At 65.8% G+C, this 16,523-nt stretch carries 15 protein-coding genes; 6 read left to right on the forward strand and 9 right to left on the reverse strand.

Going from position 1 to position 16,523, the window contains the following annotated elements; genetic code table 11:
- The 6 genes from QM712_RS25100 to QM712_RS25125 form a co-directional block, all read left to right on the forward strand.
- The coding region (locus QM712_RS25100; protein ID WP_415025836.1) for an ABC transporter substrate-binding protein at positions 1-517 on the forward strand (517 nt) is incomplete at its 5' end.
- Positions 518-619: 102 nt separating this feature from the next.
- Positions 620-1,495 carry a branched-chain amino acid ABC transporter permease gene (locus tag QM712_RS25105; protein ID WP_415025837.1) on the forward strand — a complete coding sequence of 292 codons (876 nt, stop codon included), beginning with the start codon at positions 620-622 and terminating at the stop codon, positions 1,493-1,495.
- A 1-nt stretch (position 1,496) separates the two neighbouring features.
- Positions 1,497-2,423, forward strand: a complete 927-nt coding sequence (locus QM712_RS25110; RefSeq protein ID WP_415025838.1) for a branched-chain amino acid ABC transporter permease — start codon at positions 1,497-1,499, stop codon at positions 2,421-2,423.
- A complete protein-coding gene (locus QM712_RS25115; protein WP_415025839.1) occupies positions 2,423-3,904 on the forward strand; it encodes an ATP-binding cassette domain-containing protein in 1,482 nt (493 codons plus the stop codon). Before QM712_RS25110 ends, QM712_RS25115 begins: the two co-directional genes overlap by 1 nt.
- A 40-nt stretch (positions 3,905-3,944) precedes the next feature.
- A complete protein-coding gene (locus QM712_RS25120; protein WP_415025840.1) occupies positions 3,945-5,186 on the forward strand; it encodes an ABC transporter substrate-binding protein in 1,242 nt (413 codons plus the stop codon).
- A gap of 185 nt (positions 5,187-5,371) precedes the next feature.
- Positions 5,372-6,682: an ABC transporter substrate-binding protein gene (locus QM712_RS25125; protein ID WP_415025841.1), complete on the forward strand. Its 1,311-nt coding sequence runs from the start codon at positions 5,372-5,374 to the stop codon at positions 6,680-6,682.
- A gap of 298 nt (positions 6,683-6,980) precedes the next feature.
- Here QM712_RS25125 and QM712_RS25130 read toward each other — a convergent pair whose 3' ends face one another.
- The 9 genes from QM712_RS25130 to QM712_RS25170 all read right to left on the reverse strand — a co-directional run bounded on the left by QM712_RS25130 (position 6,981) and on the right by QM712_RS25170 (position 16,068).
- Entirely contained in the window at positions 6,981-8,150 is a 1,170-nt protein-coding gene (locus QM712_RS25130; protein ID WP_415025842.1) for a Gfo/Idh/MocA family protein, read from the reverse strand.
- A gap of 217 nt (positions 8,151-8,367) precedes the next feature.
- Positions 8,368-8,679: a septal ring lytic transglycosylase RlpA family protein gene (locus QM712_RS25135; RefSeq protein ID WP_415025843.1), complete on the reverse strand. Its 312-nt coding sequence runs from the start codon at positions 8,677-8,679 to the stop codon at positions 8,368-8,370.
- Positions 8,680-8,782: 103 nt separating this feature from the next.
- Complete coding sequence (locus QM712_RS25140; protein ID WP_415025844.1) at positions 8,783-9,628, reverse strand: CmcJ/NvfI family oxidoreductase; 846 nt, start codon at positions 9,626-9,628, stop codon at positions 8,783-8,785.
- A gap of 322 nt (positions 9,629-9,950) precedes the next feature.
- The gene (locus QM712_RS25145) at positions 9,951-10,889 is read right to left on the reverse strand and encodes an ABC transporter substrate-binding protein (RefSeq protein ID WP_415025845.1); all 939 of its coding nucleotides are present in this window, start codon (positions 10,887-10,889) and stop codon (positions 9,951-9,953) included.
- Positions 10,886-11,986 carry an LLM class flavin-dependent oxidoreductase gene (locus QM712_RS25150; protein WP_415025846.1) on the reverse strand — a complete coding sequence of 367 codons (1,101 nt, stop codon included), beginning with the start codon at positions 11,984-11,986 and terminating at the stop codon, positions 10,886-10,888. The genes QM712_RS25145 and QM712_RS25150 overlap by 4 nt, the downstream gene beginning before the upstream one ends.
- Positions 11,987-12,007: 21 nt before the next feature.
- On the reverse strand, positions 12,008-13,180 hold the full coding sequence (locus QM712_RS25155) for an acyl-CoA dehydrogenase family protein (RefSeq protein WP_415025847.1): 1,173 nt from the start codon (positions 13,178-13,180) through the stop codon (positions 12,008-12,010).
- Positions 13,174-13,974 carry an ABC transporter ATP-binding protein gene (locus tag QM712_RS25160; RefSeq protein WP_415025848.1) on the reverse strand — a complete coding sequence of 267 codons (801 nt, stop codon included), beginning with the start codon at positions 13,972-13,974 and terminating at the stop codon, positions 13,174-13,176. The genes QM712_RS25155 and QM712_RS25160 overlap by 7 nt, the downstream gene beginning before the upstream one ends.
- Positions 13,968-14,990 (reverse strand): ABC transporter permease, encoded by a 1,023-nt coding sequence (locus QM712_RS25165; RefSeq protein WP_415025849.1) that lies wholly within the window; start codon positions 14,988-14,990, stop codon positions 13,968-13,970. Before QM712_RS25165 ends, QM712_RS25160 begins: the two co-directional genes overlap by 7 nt.
- A complete protein-coding gene (locus QM712_RS25170; protein ID WP_415025850.1) occupies positions 14,968-16,068 on the reverse strand; it encodes an ABC transporter substrate-binding protein in 1,101 nt (366 codons plus the stop codon). The genes QM712_RS25165 and QM712_RS25170 overlap by 23 nt, the downstream gene beginning before the upstream one ends.
- Positions 16,069-16,523 lie beyond the last annotated feature (455 nt).

The following is a 16,523-nucleotide window of genomic DNA, read 5'->3' on the forward strand; positions in this document are numbered from 1 at the left end:
CGGCGTGCAGCCGACGGTGCAGTGGAAGAACCAGCAGGTGCCGATCCCGATGTTCGGCATCTCCTCGCAGGCGACCAACGAGACCTTCGGCAAGGATACCAACCAGGCCGCCGAAGGCGTGCTCTACCAGGGCGTCTCCGGTCCCGGCGTCGCGGTAACACCGAAATCAGTGCCCTTCGCGGAGAACTTCAAGAAAAAGTTCGGCAACTACCCGTCCTATGCCGGCTACACCGCCTATGACGAAGTCTACTACATCGCCGACGCCGTGAAGCGCGCCGGCTCGACCGACGCCGACAAGCTGGTCGATGCGCTCGAGAAGACCGATTGGGAAGGCACCATCGGCCGCGTCCAGTTCTACGGCAAGGACGATCCGTTCACCCACTCGATCAAATACGGCAAGGGTCTGATCACCGGGCTGATGCTGCAATGGCAGGACGGCAAGCAGATGGCGGTCTGGCCCAAGGACGTCGCCAAGGTCGACGTCAAGTTCCCGAGCTTCATCAAGCTCAGCAACTAGCAGGACATGCTCCCGGGACGATCTCCCGGGAGCTTCCGCATGCGGCCTGCCGCAGCACGTTCCCTCAAAGCGGCAGCCCGGCTGCCATCCGGCCAATCATAGATGCGAGCTTTCCAGATCCTGATCGATGGCTTCGCCATCAGCGCCCTCTACGCTCTCGGCGCCACCGGCTTCACGCTGATCTTCGGCGTCTCCGGCGTGCTCAATCTCTCCCACGGTGCCATCATGGTGGCGGCAGCGGTGGCCGCCTGGGCCGCCGCCAGCATCCTCGGCGTCGGCACCTATGCCGGCGCGCTGATCGGGGTCGCGGTCGCCCTCGTCGCCGCCTTCGCCACCTATTTCGCCGTGGTGAAGCCGATCCAGGATTCCCGCCGCATTCCGAATGAGGAGAAGGAGATCTTCGTCCTCACCGGCACGCTGTTGTGGGGCATCATGATCCAGGAGCTGATCGCCTATTTCTTCACCAACAACGCCAAGACCGTGCTGCCGATCGTCGAAGGCGTCGTCGACGTCCTCGGCGTCCGCACCCCCTCGAACGAGATCTTCACCGCGATCGTGTGCTGCCTCGTCATCGCGCTGCTGTGGCTGCTGGTGAACCGCACCCGCACCGGCAAGGCGGTGCTGGCGGCTTCGATGAATCCGCGCGGCGTCACACTGCTCGGCCTCGAGCTCACCAGCATCTACATCGTGGTGTGGGCGATCTACGGCATCCTCGCCGGCATCGCCGGCGTCCTGCTCGGAATGTTTCTCGGCGTCAGCTCCTACAGCGTGGGGCCGCTGACGGCGAGCGCGTTCTCCATCGTCGTGCTCGGCGGCCTCGGCAGCGTCTCCGGCTCGCTGATCGCGGCTTTCGTGGTCGGCTATCTCGAGACCCTGACGGCATATCTGGTCTCGCCGGCCTACCGCACCATCCCGGCGCTGCTGCTCCTCGTGTTCGTGATGTACATCCGGCCCCAGGGCCTTCTCGGGAGGCGCTGAGATGTCCACCTTCTTCACGTCGCGCCTGTTCTTCATCTCGATCGCGCTCGTCGTCATCGCGGCGACGCTGCCGCTCTACGTCTCCGGCTATGTGCTGGGCCTGCTCACGGTCGCCTTCTATTTCGGCGTGTTCGCGATGGCCTGGGACCTGTTGTTCGGCTTCGCCGGCGAGGTCAATTTCGGCCCGACCTTCCTGATCGGCGTCGGCGCCTACACCGCCGGCATCCTGAACGCCCAGTTCGGATGGTCGGTCTATCTTTGCATCCTGCTCGGCGCGCTCGCCTCGGTCGTCGCCGGGCTCGTGCTCGCGCTGCCCGCGCTTCGCGTGCGCGGCCCGTATTTCGGCCTGACCACGCTGGTCGCGGTCCTGATGCTGCAGAACTTCATCGTCGTGTTCGCCGACCTCACCGGCGGCGAGATCGGCCTGACGATCCCCGACGTCATCACCATCAATGCCGGCACCAATTACTGGATCGCGCTCGGCTTCATGACGGTGTCGGCGGCCATCCTCTACGGCCTGTCGCAATCGCCGATCGGGCTGGTGCTGCAGGCCAGCGGGCAGGACCCGGTGCAGGCGGGTGCGCTCGGCTTCAACATCGTCAAGCACAAGCTCGCCGCCTTCGTCGTCAGCGCGTTCTTCTCGGGCCTGTCCGGCGCGCTCCTCGTATTCTACTTCGGCACGGCTTCGGTCGGCACCGTCGTCGACGTCGCGGTCGGCGTGAACGTGATCGTCGCGGCCGTGCTCGGCGGCCGCCGCACCGTGCTTGGCGCCGCCCTTGGGGCGATCTTCCTGATCGTCGCCGGCGAATTCCTGCGGCCGACCGGCGAACTCGCGACCTTCATCGTCTCGGCGGTCGCCCTCCTCGTCGTGCTGTTCTTCCCCGGCGGCTTCCTCGGGGCGGCCCTCTCGCGTGAGGCGCGTTCGTGATGGATCAACGGGTTTCAAACCGGGCCGTGCTCGAAGTCCGCGGCCTCACCAAGCGCTTCGGCGGACTGACCGCGGTCAAGAACCTCGGCTTCGAGGTCAATGGCGGCGAGATCTTCGGCCTGATCGGGCCGAACGGCTCGGGCAAGTCGACCGCGATGAAGAGCGTGATGGGGATCGAACGCCCGTCCGCCGGCGAGGTCATCTTCGAAGGCGAGAACGTCGCCGGCCTTCCCGCGCACAAGATCGCGCGAAAAGGCTTCGGCATGGTGTTCCAGCATTCGCGGCCGCTGAACCGGCAGACGGTGCTCGAAAACATCATGGTCGCGCTGCTTCCGGACAGCCTGTTCATGCTGTTTCCCGACAAGGCGCTGGTCGAGCGCGCCAAATGGATCGCCGACCGCGTCGGGCTCGGCGCGGTGATGAACCGCCGCCCGCCGACATTGCCGTTCGCCGATCTGCGCCGGCTCGAGCTCGCGAAAGCGATCGCACGCGACCCCAAGGTCGTGCTGGTGGACGAACCCTTCGCCGGCCTGACGCGGGCCGAGGTCGACGTCTTCTCCGACCTGATCCGCAGCTTTCGCGACGAGGGCCGCGCGGTGATGCTGGTCGACCACAACGTCAAGAGCGTCGCTGCGCTCGTCGACCGCGTGCTCGCGATGTATCTCGGCGAGGAGATCGTCACTGGCAAGGCCGACGACGTCATGAAGAACGAGACCGTGCGCCGGGTCTATCTCGGCGGCGCGATCGAGACCCATGCGCGGCCGGAAACCAGCTTCAAGGACAAGACGCCGCTGCTCCAGGTCGAGAATGTCAGCGTCCATTACGGCAAGGCGCAGGCGCTGGAGAACGTCTCGATCCACGTCCACGAGGGTGAGTTCGTCTCCGTCGTCGGCCTCAACGGCGCCGGCAAGACCACGCTGTTCAATACCATCTCCGGATTCCTGCCCTATACCGGCGAGATCGTGCGCGGCGGCGAGAACCTGCGCGGCACGAGCCCCGCGAAGATCGCCCGCAGCGGCCTCGTGCAATGCCCGGAATCGCGCGAGCTGTTCGGCGAGATGACGGTGCGGGAAAATCTCGATCTCGGCGGCCAGCATCTGGCCGACGACAAGCGCGCCGCGCAGCTTGCGTGGCTGTTCGAGCTGTTTCCGATCCTGAAGGAGCGCCAGGGCCAGCTGGCACAGACGCTCTCGGGCGGCGAGCAGCAGATGCTCGCGATCGGCCGCGCCCTGATGATGCAACCGCAGATCCTGATCCTGGACGAGCCGACGCTGGGCCTCGCCCCCGTCATCCTCGAGCTCCTGTCCAAGGCGCTGGAGAAGCTGCGGCAGACCACTTCGATCACGGTGCTGCTCGGAGAGCAGAACGTGACCTTTGCGCTGCCCCATGCCGACCGCGTTTATGTGCTCGAACATGCCCGGATCGTCTGGGAAGGCGACCCGGGCCGTTTCGCCGTGGAGGCCGGCGCCGATTTTCTCTAGTTCGCTCAGCAAAAAACAAAACAAGGAAAGGGAAACGACCATGCGATCATCGAAAAGCCTGAACAACAGCCTCTTCCTCGCCTCGGCGCTGGCGCTGTGCCTCGCCGCCCCCGCCTATGCGCAGTCGAACGATCCGATCAAGATCGGCGTCATCGCCGAGGTGCAGTCGATCGCGGGTGCCGCGACGCCCGGCGGCGCGCAGATCGCGGCCGACGAGATCAACGCCAAGGGCGGCATTCTCGGCCGCAAGGTCGAGATCGTCACCTACGACAACAAGAGCTCGTCGGCGGATTCCGTGCGCGCCTTCCAGCGCGCGGTGAGCGAGGACAAGGTCTCGGCGGTGATCGCCAGCTACATCAGCGAGGTCGTGCTGGCGCTCGAGCCCTGGGCCGCGCGGCTGAAGATGCCTTTGATCACGCCAGGCGCCGCGTCGAACGAGATCACCAAGGCCGTTCACAACGACTACGAGAAGAACAAGTACACCTTCCACGGCTACCTGACTTCGGCCGCGCAAGCCCAGATCGTCTGCGATGCCGCCAAGGACCTTCTCGTCGACAAGCTCAAGTTCAAGACGGCCGCGATCATGAGCGAGGACGCCGCCTGGACCAAGCCGCTCGACGTCGGCTACGAGGCCTGCCTGCCCAAGGCCGGCCTCAAGGTCGTCGAGCACGTGCGCTTCTCGCCAGACACCACCGACTTCACGCCGATCTTCAACAACATCGAGAGCAAGAAGCCGGACGTCATCGTGACCGGCATCTCGCATGTCGGCGTGCAGCCGACGGTGCAGTGGAAGAACCAGCAGGTGCCGATCCCGATGTTCGGCATCAGCGCGCAGGCGCTGAGCCCGACGTTCTGGAAAGATACCAATGGCGCCGCCGACGGCGTGCCCTCGCTCGCGGTGGCGACGCCCGACGTCGCCGTGACCTCGAAGACGAAACCGTTCGCGGCCGCCTTCAAGGCCAAGTTCGGCACGCCGCCGGCCTACACCGGCTATACCGCCTATGACGAAGTCTACATCATCACCGACGCGATCAAGCGCGCCGGCTCGACCGATCCCGACAAGATGGTCGCCGAGATGGAGAAGACCAATTTCGAGGGAACGATCGGCCAGATCCAGTTCTACGGCAAGGACGACGAGTTCACCCACGGCATCAAGTCCGGTCCCGGCACCGTCACCGGTCTCGTCTTCCAGTGGCAGGACGGAAAGCAGATCACGGTCTGGCCGGAAAAGATCGCGGAAGGAAAGATGAAGTTTCCGAACTTCGTGAAGCTGTCGCAGTAATCGACCGACGCCGGCAACGAGCCCATCGCTCCCCGCGGAGCGATGGGCTTTCTCTTTTCGCACATGCGTTGTGTGCCGCGGCCCGCCGCGTGTCGGCCGGGCCATTGTTGACTTTCGGGTTCCCCCTCCCAATACTTCGCAAAAACAACAAGACCAATCATCGGACGGTTTTGAGGGAGGATAGGATGCCGACTTCACGCAGGACACTGCTGAAGACCTCGGCGGCTGCCGCCGCCGCACTCAGCCTCGATTGGACCCGGGCGCAAGCCCAAGCCGAAACGCTGCGCATGGGCGTGATCTTCGACCTGACCGGCCCGTTTGCCGCGGGCGGCTCGGTTGCATCCTCGATCGGCACGCAGATCGCGATCGACCTCGTCAACGAAAAGGGCGGCATCGGCGGCAAGACCAGAATCGTCCCCATTGCCGCGGACTCCCAAAGCAAGGCGGATGTCGCCATCAACGAGGTCGAGCGCCTGATCAACCAGGAGAAGATCGACATCATCGACGGCGTCTTTTCCAGCGCGCATGCGGTGCCGATGGCGGCCAAGGCGGAGCAGCAGAAGAAGATCCTCTGGATCACGACCGCGGTCTCGACCGCCGTATTCAAGGACAAGAACCTGCAATATGTCTTCCGCGCGCAGATTCACTCCGATCAGTATGGCGAGGCATTCGCCGGCTTCCTCACCGAACACGCGAAAGCCAAGCTCGGAATGGACCCGAAGGACGTCAAGGTCGCGCTGATCCACGAGGACGGGCCCTATGGCGCCGGCGTCGCCGCAGCGGACGAGGCCTATGCCAGGCAGGCCGGCATCCAGGTCGTGCTGCGCGAGGGCTATTCCGCTTCCGCGCCCGATCTTTCGGTACTCGTGACCAAGATCAAGCGCGCCAAGGCCGACGTGATCTCGCACGCCGGCTACAATCCCGACATCACGCTGTTCCTGCGCCAGGCGCGCGAAAGCGGCCTGCGCTTCAAGATGCTGTTCGGCGCAGGGGCCGGCTACAGCCAGCTCGACAAGCTGCGCGCTACCTTCGGCTCCGACATCGACAATTTCTGCAACATCGATCCGGTCCCGGCGCAACTGCTCGATCCCGCCAAGCTCGCGCCTGGAATGGGCGACCTGATCAAGACCATGGTCACGCGCTACCAGGCCAAGACCGGCGCCACCGATGTGCCGCCGCATTGCTCGATGGGCTTCAACCAGACATGGGTGCTGCTCAACAACGTGCTGCCCGTCGCAAAGGAGAAATACGGCAGCTTCGAACCCGAAGCGATCCGCAAGGCCGCGCTCGACGTCGACATCCCCGCCGGCGGCACCATCCAGGGCTATGGCGTAAAGTTCTTTCCGCCGGGCACGCCGCTCTCCGGCCAGAACGAGCGCTCGACGCCGGTGGTGATGCAGAACGCCGGCGAGCACATTTCCGTGGTGTGGCCGACCAACATCCGGACGCAGGAACCGGTGTTCCCGCTGCCGAAAGGATCGACCTACGGAGCGTAGCGGCGTCGCGGCCACGGCTGGGATTGTGCTGTCTCGCTCCGCAAGCAGGCCCATCACGTATCAAGGCGAATGTGGCTGAGCGCTCGCCTGCCGCCATCCTTCGAGACGCCCGCCTGCGGCGGGCCCTCGGGATGAGGTGGCCTTTCGCGGCGAAACATCAAATCCTCATGGCGAGGAGTCCGCCCTGGGCGGGTGGTTCCAACCATGCAGGCCGAGCGTCGTCGCGCTCTCTCAATTCATCCCCTGCGATCGCATGGCGCGCAAGCCGGGCGCGGTGAACTACGGCGCCGCCAGCTCCCTACAGCGCCACGCGGCGCCCATCTTCCGCCGCCCAATAGCCGGCATAGTTCACCTTGATCGTCTCATAGGCCAGCGCCAGGTCCGACAGCGGCTGCCGTCCCGTGGCCGCGCATTCCATGAAATCCTGGATCTCCTGCAGATAGCCGCGCGTCCACTCCTCCTCGAGGCAGACATATTGCCAGCCGGTCTTGCGATCGACTTTTTCGGTGATGTAGACGCTCGCGAGCTTCTCCTCGCTGGTCTGGTAGCTCATCAGATGCGTATTCGGCGTGATGTTGGCGAACAGCGAACCGCCGGACGTGTAGGTCTCGATCAGGTTGCGCACCCCGCCCATGATCATGTCGCCGGAGAACACGGTGGCCTTGGTGCCGTCGGAAAACGTCGCCGTCAGCGTGCCCCAGTCCTCGACGTCGACGGGATTGGCCTTGATGAAGGCACGCTCCTCCGGCTTGAGGCTGGCCGTGACGTTGCCGACATCGCAGGTGACGCTGGCGACGCGGATGGTTTCGTCCCGCGCCTTCGCCTCGACCTGCTTGAGGTAGAGCACGGCGGAGAGCGGGTGGCATCCCATACGGATCAGCGAGCCGCCACCGGTCATCCCCCATTGCGCGGCATGGGCCGCGTGCGAGCCGGAATGGCTTTCCTCGCCCTTCATGAACAGGATCTTGTCCTTGGTCGCTCTGATGATTTCCGCGGTCTTGGTCACCGCGGGCGCGTAGATCCAGTCCTCGGCATACATGAAGAGCTTTCCCGTGCGCTCGATCGCGGCGCGGGTCGCGTCCATTTCCGCGATCACGCGCTCGTACATCAGGGACTTCGGCACATGCCTGCCGATCGGCTTCGGATCGCTCTCGCGGCCGAAATAGCCGGCAAAGGGCTTTTCGCAGATGACGTGTTTGCCGGCTCGCATGGCCGCGACGATCATCTCGGCATGGAGATTGGGCGGCGTACAGATGTCGATCACGTCGAGCTCGCCATCCGCGATCAGCTCGGCAAAGCTGCGATAGCTGCGGGGAATGGTATGACGGCGCGCGAAGTCCAGGACATGGTCGCCGCGCGCGGCCACCGCCGCGACCTCGACATCGACGCCGTAGACCCGCCGGAACGCATACATGTGCAGCTCCGACACGAAGCCGCAGCCCACGAGCCCGACCCTGATCCTCGCCATGGCGCCCCTCACTTTGCTTTTGAGGGACAATATAGCGAATTCGAGCCGGGTTCGATCCTGATCGTGCAGGCGACGCCACCCGCTCCCTCAACCCGAGGCGCGCGGACGCGCGTCTCGAAGGATGAAGGACCCGGCTATGGCTTCGTGCCCGGCACACCACGCAACGGCACGGCTCCCGAAGATCAAGACCGTCACCGGTCTCGATGCTAACTGGCACCTACTCCACCGAGACGCGCACGACGCCTGCACTCATCATGCCGAGCGCACGGGCTGCGGGGATGGACAGATCGACGATGCGGCCGCGGATGAAGGGACCGCGATCGTTCACGCGGCACTGGATCGTGCGTCCGCTGTAGGACACCCTCAGCACGCTGCCGAAGGGACGGGTCCGGTGCGCGCAGGTGAGTTCACCGCTCTTGCTCGCTTTTCCGTATCCGTAATACGAGGCCAGTCCGCTTTCGGCGTGTGCCCCGGAAATTGCTGAAAGTGAAAAGGTGGCCAGGCAAAACAATACATACTGCGCACGCACAGCACCGCTCCCGGTTAACCCTGCCCGGCGCTGAAACGTCTGATTTGTTCCCGGAGTTCCCGTGGCACCGCCGGACTCCGTCCGGCGGTGCCATCAAAGATTGTTACTGTTTGTGAAAGACCAGCGTGCGGACCTCGATGCTTTCCCGCGGCGCGGCGTCGGCAGGGGTGGTCGGGTCGATGAAGGCGGTATGCGGCCCGAAGCGGGTGCGGCCGTCGGTGGCGGAGTCGTAGCACTTGAGCAGCAGCGCCTCCTCCGGCGTCATCTCGGGGAAATAGAACCAGCGGTGGTTCGGATTGTACTTCACCGAATAGGTCTCGCCGCGCCGATTGGGATAGATGAGGTCGGAGGCCACGAGATCATCCGGCGCGACGGTCGTGCCGTCGGCCATCGCCAGCGGCGAATCGCGCAGGGGACCGCGGATCGGCCGCCAGAGATTGATCACCTGCACGCGGCCCTTCAGCAGTTCCTCGGCCTCGTCAGGCAGATGCTCGCGCACGCGGTTGGCGCCGGAGACGGCGGTCTGATCGACATGGACGCGCGTCGCGGGCTGGCGCGGGCCGCCATCGCGAATGTCGGGAGCGCCTTCGACGCGCCTGCGCACGGTATGGTCGAAGATGAAGACGCGGTCCGCCTTCAGGGTCGCACGCAGGAACGCCTCGACCGCGGGATAGTAGACCGCCCTCACCTCGGCATCGTTGTAGAAATCCTTCACCTGGGTCGGATGGCGCACCAGCGCGAAGCCCTCGCGGTCGAGCGAGATGTTCTCGGCGATCAGGCGCGCATCGAAGATCGGCACCTGGTGCGGCTCCGGCAGCGAGGTGCTCTTCGGCTCGCCCGGCGGCGGATCGAACGCGTAGGTGCGCGGCTTGCCCGAGACAGGCGCGAGATAGTTGAGTTCGGCAGTGACGAAGGGAAGCGATTCAATTCTTGTTTCTTGCAGGCCCATGGCCGGTCTCCCGATGTGGTCGTCTGCTTGATTTTTGCCGAGCTGCATCGCACCGCAAGGGAGGCGATGCAAATAGCAATGAGCTTGTTGTCACGGCTTCAAAGCGCAGAAGAAACATTCCGCGGCGACCCCATCGTGCGCTGCTCCCCTTCTCTCCCTGTGGGAGAAGGTCGCGTGAAGCGCGGGTGAATCGCCTGCATTCCGCAAACGCGCTCGCAAGAACCCTGCGCGCGCCAAGACAGAACCCTCACCGTCGCGCGGCGGGGCACGCTCCCCCGCACGGGAAGAGGACCGGCGCCGCATGCGGGAGACGAAATGAAACTTACAATCCGGCCTTCGCGATCGCATCCGCAAAGGAACGATCGACGATCGCGGCAGCGTCCAGCTTCTGCTTGATCAGGCCCGACCGGAAATAGAGATCGATCGTGCTCTGTTCATCCGAGACCACGGAGTCATCGATCGGCGCGATCCGTATCTTGGCCCGCGACAGCCAGTTCTGCGGCACGGCGGTCGGGATGTTCATGAGCTTGCCCCAGGTCTCGGCATAGCCGTTGACGTTGGTCAGCGACCACGCCCGCGCCGCGACGAGGCGCCGGATGAAGTCGGTCAGCTCCGCGCGCTTGTCACGGATCGCGTCCGGCCGCGCGACCTGGAAGCTCAGGCCCGGCGTCAAGCCCTCCGACGTGAGGACGCGGCGCGATTTGAACAGCACCTCCTCCTGGCTGACATAGGGCTCCCAGGTCGACCACGCATCCACCGAACCCTGCGTGTAGGCGATCTTGGCATCCGAGGGCGCCAGGAAGGCGATCTGCAGATCGGACGCGCCCCAGCCCTTCTTCTCGAGCGCGGCGAGGATCAGTTGATGCCCGATCGAACCACGGCCGGTCGCGATCTTCTTGCCGCGCAGGTCATCGAACGTCTTGATCGGCGAATTCTCGGGGACGAGAATGGCAAGCCCCTCCCCGGTCTGCCGCACGGCCGCGATCGCCCTGACCGGTGCACCGGACGCGGCCGCGAAGGTGAACGGCGCATCGCCGACCAGGCCGGTCTCGATCGCACCGGCGCTGAGCGCTTCGAGCAGCGGCGCGGCGGCCGGGAACTCCTTCCACTCGATCTTGTACGGGACGTCCTTCAGCACGCCGGCCGCCTCCATCACGGCCTGCGAATTGCCCTTCTGGTCGCCGACACGCAGCGTCGTCTGCGCCGCGGCCTGCGCCAGCGACGCGAACAGCAGCGCGCCGGCCAGCACGATGCGGATCATTCCGCGGCCTCGCCGCGGGCGACCTGCCGTTCCGCGATCAGCTTGCGCGTCAGCGGGATCAGCTCGCGGCCGTATTCGATCGCATCGATCAGCGGATCGAAGCCGCGGATCAGGAAATGCGTGATGCCGAGATCGTAGTAGTCGCCGAAGACCTCCGCGACCTGCTCGGGCGTGCCGACCAGCGCAGTGGTGTTGCTGTTGGCGCCGGTGAGCTTGGCGATCTCGGTCCATAGACGCTTGTCGATGCGCGTGCCCTGGTCCGCAAGCGCGAGCAGACGGCGTGCGCCGGCCGTGGCATGGCCGTCGGCCGGCTTGCGATAGCCGGTCTTGTCCTGCAGCGCCGCCGCGCGCGCGAGGATCGCCTCGGCCTTCTCCCAGGCCTGCTTCTCGGTCGGCGCGATGATCGGCCGTACCGAGAGGCTGAAGCGTGGCGTCGGGCGGTTCTGCCTGATGGCGGCGTTGTGGACGCGCGAGGTCACGTCGCGCACCTGCGCGTAGGATTCGCCCCACAGCGCGAACGTGTCGGCATGCTTGCCGGCAACGTCGATCGCGGCGTCCGAGGCGCCTCCGAAATAGATGCGGATGCCTTCGGGACGATAGGGCTTCACCAGCGAGACGGCGTTCTCGACCTGATAGTACTTGCCCCTGTAGGAGAACGGCTTGTCGCTGGTCCATTCCAGGCGGACGATGTCGAGGAATTCGGACGTGCGGGCGTAACGCTCGTCCTTGTCGTCGAGCGTGTTGCCGTCCTGCCGAAGCTCGGTGGCATTGCCGCCGGTGATGACGTGGAGTGCGACGCGCCCGCGGGAGAACTGGTCGAGTGCGGCGAACTGCCGGGCCAGCAGCGTCGGCGCGGTGAAGCCCGGGCGCTGCGCGATCAGCACGTTCAGGCGGTCGGTGACGTTGAGGACGTGCTGGGCAACCTGAAGGCTGTCCGGCGTGGTCGAATGGAACGCCAGCAGCGCGCGATCGAAACCGGCGTTTTCGTGCGCCTTCGCCACCGTCTCGATATGGGTGGGATCGAGGATCGGACCCTCGCGGACGATGGTCTCGGACGAGTTGTTGTTGCTGATGTAGCCGATGAACTCGATCGACATGGTCGTCTCCCTGTTGTTTTTTCAGAGTCCGAGCGCGGCACGCCCGAGGCCGATGCGGGTGGCATCGTCCTGCGGCGTGTGCACGCGGCCGCACAGGACGTCGCGATAGTGCCGCTCCAGCGGATTGGCGCGGCTGAGGCCGTGATTGCCGGTGAGCGACAGCGCGTCCTCGACCGCTGCGACGGCGTTGTTGGTCACGGTCAGCTTGATGACGTTGGACTCGGCGGCGGACAGCGCGACGCCGTCGTCGAAGTCGTCGGCAAACGAGGCGATCAGCCGCGCGTTCACCGCAAGGCGCGCCTCGATCGCACCGAGAACCTCCTGCGCGCGCGGCAAGGTGGCGAGCGGCGCGCCGAGGCTGGCGGGCGTGCGCTGCTTCAGGAACGTGATCAGCCAGTCGCGCGCCGCGCGCGCGATGCCGTCATAGATCGCGGCGACGAAGACGGTGTGGACGGTCGCATGCGTGGCGTCGGGCGCGCGCCAGTCCGCGGGCCGGCGTACATCGACCTCGGAATCGAGCGGAATCACGACGTCGTCGAAGACCACGTCGTGGCTGCCGCTGGCGCGCAGGCCGTGATGATCCCAGGTCTCGACGATCCGCGTGCCCGGCAGACCGGCCGGGACCAGGAATTGACCGACGCGCGGCTCTGCTTCGTCCGTCCGTGCCCAGACAAGGTACCATTTCAGGATCGGCGAGCCGGTCGAGTAGATCTTGTGGCCGCTCAGGCGCCAGCCGGTCTCGGTGCGCCGCGCGATCGTCGCCGGCAGGCCGCCGCGCGACGGCGAACCGAGCTCGGGCTCGACGCGCAGCGCATTGATGAGCGAAAGCCCCTCGACGGTCTCGCGCGCGAGCTTGCGCGACAGTTTCGAGGGCCAGGACGAGCTGCGCCCCATCACCAGATGATTGATGTAGTGCATCGAAAGCACCAGCGCCGTCGACGCATCGGCCTTGCCGATGATGCCGATCACGCGCGCGGCGTAGCGTGCGCCCGCCCCCGCCCCGCCGTGAGCCGCCGGCACCGTCAGCGACAGCAGCCCCGCCTCGGACAACTCGCGGAAATTATCGAACGGGAAGCTGCCGCTGCGGTCGTGTTCGGCGGCGCGGGCGGCGAACCGTTCGGCCAGCGCCTCGGCGCGCGCGACGTGATCCGGCTCGCCGTGAACTGGCCGGCCCTGGGCTGCCGACGTCACCACGTGGCGTCGAGCCCCAGCAGGCCGAGGATCTGCCGGCGCAGATCCGCCAGATAGGGATCACCGCGATGGCGCGGATAGGGCCGGTCGACCCGGATGTCGGCCTTCACCTTGGCCGGACGATCGCTGAACACGATGACGCGGTTCGCGAGCACCAGCGCCTCTTCGGCGTCGTGGGTCACCAGCAGCGTGGTGAAGCCCTTGCGCTGCCAGAGCGAGACGAGTTCGGCCTGCATGGTGATGCGGGTCAGCGAGTCGAGCTTGCCGAGCGGCTCGTCGAGGATGAGGATCTTGGGATCGTTCACCAGCGCCCGCGCCAGCGCGACGCGCTGCGCCATGCCGCCGGAGAGCTGGTGCGGATAGGCGTTGCGGAAGGACGCGAGCCCGACCAGATCGAGCGCGTCGTCGACGCGCTGGCGCTGCGTCTTGAGGATGCCCTGCGCCTCCAGCCCGAGCGCGACGTTGTCCCAGACCGTGCGCCAGGGAAACAGGGTCGGGTCCTGGAACACGACCACCCGTGAGGGATGCGGACGCGTGATGCGGGCCTCGTCCTCGCGCAGTACACCTGCCCTCGGCCTGTCGAGACCCGCGACGAGCCGCAGCAATGTCGACTTGCCGCATCCGGAGGGGCCGAGCAGCGCGACGAATTCGCCCGGCTCGACCGCGATGCTGACGTCGCTGAGCACCGGCAATTCGGCACCGTCGATGTCGAAGGCGTGGCTGACCTGGTCGATGTCGAGAGCGGCGCCGGCGGCCAGAGGCGGCGCGATGTCGGCGAGTGCGGCTGCGGCTACCATTTGACGGTTCCCTTCTGCCAGACCAGCAGGCGATCGCGTATCGAGAACAGCAGCGTGATCGCGCCGGAGCAGAGCAGCGACATCACGATCAGCGCCGCATACATGTTGGCGTAGGCCGCCCAGCCCTGCGCCCATTGCAGGTACCAGCCGAGCCCGGCCTTGACGCCGATCATCTCGGCGACGACCAGCACGGCGAAGGACGAGCCGAGCCCCATGAACAGGCCGACGAAGACGTGCGGGAGCGCCGCGGGGATCGCGACCTTCAGCACCAGGAAGGACGGCTTTGCTCCCAGCGTGCGCGCGACGTCGTAGTAGGCGTTGCTGACGCTGGCGACGCCCGACCATGTGAGCACGGTGACGGGGAAGCCGGTTGCGAGCGCGATCAGGAAGGTGGAGGCGCTCCAGCTCGACGGGAACGTAAAGAAGGCGATCGGCAGCCACGCCGTCGCCGGCAGCGGACCGATGAAGCGCAGCACCGGATGCACCCAATAGCCGACCGCGCGCGACCAGCCGATCGAGACGCCGGTCAGGAAGCCCACCACCGCGCCGATGATGTAGCCGCCGAGCTGGAGCTTCACCGACGCGAAGACGCTGTCGAGCAGCTTGGGCAGGTCGTCGGTGTAGACCTCGATGATCGCCTGCGGCGGTGGGAAGAACGGCAGCGGCAGCCAGGCGAACTTCGCGGTCGCGACCTCCCACAGGGTCAGGAACGTGCCGATCGCGACCAGCCAGGGCGTGCGCTTGCGCAAGGCCCGGCCGGCCGAGCCGAGATAGTCGGCACCGACGGTTCCGAAAAGCACGAAAGCGGCGATGACGAAGGCGGCGATGCCGAGGGAGTAAGTCCGCGACCAGTCGCCGACATCCTCCCACCACAGGCAGGCCGCCCCGAAGGCGATCCAGGTGGCGCTGGCGAGGACGCCGATGCCGGCATCCTTCACCCAGCCTGTGAGCCACGGCGCGCGCGAGACCCGCGGCGCACCGGAGGCGAGACCGTCAGACAGCGAATACGTCGACATAGATGCGCTCCGCGAATTTGGCGGTATCGGTGCTCTGCTTGAAGACCTGCACGCTCTTCAGATCGTCGGCATAGGCCTTCAACTCGCGCTTCAGCACTTCGCCGACGGGATGATGGTGATGGGTGTGGTAGCGCACCATGCCCTCGATATCGGCGATGGTCGCCGTCTTGGGCGCATAGGGCTGGAACGACTTGGCCGCCACGGCCGGGTTCTGCGACGTGAACATCGCGGCGTCGAGCAGCGCCTGCGTGATCGCGCGCGCGACGTGCGGCTCCTCGCGCACCAGGCTGCCGCGCAGGCCGACGATGCAGCAGCTCTTGTCGCGGTACTCGCCGTCGAGATTGGACGCGACTTCCTTGTACTGGGTGTCCTTCAGCCAGAGATAGGCCAGCGGATCGGACGACAGGAACGCCTGCACCTCGCCCTTCTCCACCGCGACGTTGAGCAAATTGCCCGGATAGGCGCGCCAATCGACCTCCTTGTTCGGATCGATGCCGAGCTTGGCGAGCTGGATCGAGAAGAAATTCTTGTCGGGACCGGCGAGATCGCCGACCGCGACGATCTTGCCCTTGAGATCGGCGAGCTTGCTCACCCCGGAATCGGTGCGGGTCAAGACGCGCATGCAGCCGCCATGGGTGCCGGCGGCGATCTTGACGTCGAAGCCCTGCTCCAGCGGCTTCAGCCAGCGCAGCGCCATGCCGAGGCCGGCATCGCTCTTGCCGGTCGCGATCGCCTCGAGCAGCTGGTCGGTCGAACCGGAATAGTTGACCAGCTCGACGTCGAGATTCTGCTTCTGGAAGAAGCCGTGCTCGATCGCGACGGGCAGCGGCGTCAGGCAGACCGCGCCGGCGTTCCACGACAGTTTCAGCTTGCGCGGTGCACCGGTGAGCGCGGGCCCATCGGACGCCGTCCGGCACAACGGAAACTCCGAGAAGTCGACGCCGGTGGCGACCGCGCGCGGCGCGAAAGCCTGCGCGCCCCATGCGCCGAGCGGCGCGGCGAATGCCGCCGCAAGTCCGGCCTGGAGCAGATGTCGCCGGTCGAGCCCCGATCTGCCGCGCTTGTCCTGATGATCCATCTGCGTCCGCTCCTGCATTTCCCATAGCTCCGCCTCGCACGGACGCACCTCGCGATGCGCGCGTTCCAAACGGAGCTGCGTTCAAAGAAAAAAATTTCAGAGGCGCTTCAGCCGCCTCCTTACATTGATCTCCAAATCATGTGGCGCGATCGCAGCAGCGTCAATGAAATGGAATTTCGAATGTTGCGCGCGCGAAGGTCATTCTCTCCACGACGGCGCACGCAAGCGATGCAACGATTTTTCAACGGTATCGTCCAACTTGCGGCGTGCCGTGAGTTTGCCGAACGACCGCTCCGGCACTGAAGGCGCCCAAGCCTCCGGCTCGTCGCGGCCGGGCTCGTCCCGCCTGGTTGGCCGAAGCCTCTGCCTCATCTGCACTGTTCAGCGGCATTTCGAGGTGCGCGCACGTCGTGTGCTGATCGAAGCGCACGGCGTGAAACGTCCTTGCCCGGCAC

Source organism: Bradyrhizobium sp., assembly GCF_047605465.1.
Taxonomy (GTDB): Bacteria; Pseudomonadota; Alphaproteobacteria; order Rhizobiales; family Xanthobacteraceae; genus Bradyrhizobium.

Bases quoted from the DNA above. Each gene is read 5' to 3' on its own strand.
- QM712_RS25105 (WP_415025837.1), top strand. From the start codon at position 620: ATGCGAGCTTTCCAGATCCTGATCGATGGCTTCGCCATCAGCGCCCTC.
- QM712_RS25110 (WP_415025838.1), top strand. From the start codon at position 1,497: ATGTCCACCTTCTTCACGTCGCGCCTGTTCTTCATCTCGATCGCGCTC.
- QM712_RS25115 (WP_415025839.1), top strand. From the start codon at position 2,423: ATGGATCAACGGGTTTCAAACCGGGCCGTGCTCGAAGTCCGCGGCCTC.
- QM712_RS25120 (WP_415025840.1), top strand. From the start codon at position 3,945: ATGCGATCATCGAAAAGCCTGAACAACAGCCTCTTCCTCGCCTCGGCG.
- QM712_RS25125 (WP_415025841.1), top strand. From the start codon at position 5,372: ATGCCGACTTCACGCAGGACACTGCTGAAGACCTCGGCGGCTGCCGCC.
- QM712_RS25130 (WP_415025842.1), bottom strand. From the start codon at position 8,150: ATGGCGAGGATCAGGGTCGGGCTCGTGGGCTGCGGCTTCGTGTCGGAG.
- QM712_RS25140 (WP_415025844.1), bottom strand. From the start codon at position 9,628: ATGGGCCTGCAAGAAACAAGAATTGAATCGCTTCCCTTCGTCACTGCC.
- QM712_RS25145 (WP_415025845.1), bottom strand. From the start codon at position 10,889: ATGATCCGCATCGTGCTGGCCGGCGCGCTGCTGTTCGCGTCGCTGGCG.
- QM712_RS25150 (WP_415025846.1), bottom strand. From the start codon at position 11,986: ATGTCGATCGAGTTCATCGGCTACATCAGCAACAACAACTCGTCCGAG.
- QM712_RS25160 (WP_415025848.1), bottom strand. From the start codon at position 13,974: ATGGTAGCCGCAGCCGCACTCGCCGACATCGCGCCGCCTCTGGCCGCC.
- QM712_RS25165 (WP_415025849.1), bottom strand. From the start codon at position 14,990: ATGTCGACGTATTCGCTGTCTGACGGTCTCGCCTCCGGTGCGCCGCGG.
- QM712_RS25170 (WP_415025850.1), bottom strand. From the start codon at position 16,068: ATGGATCATCAGGACAAGCGCGGCAGATCGGGGCTCGACCGGCGACAT.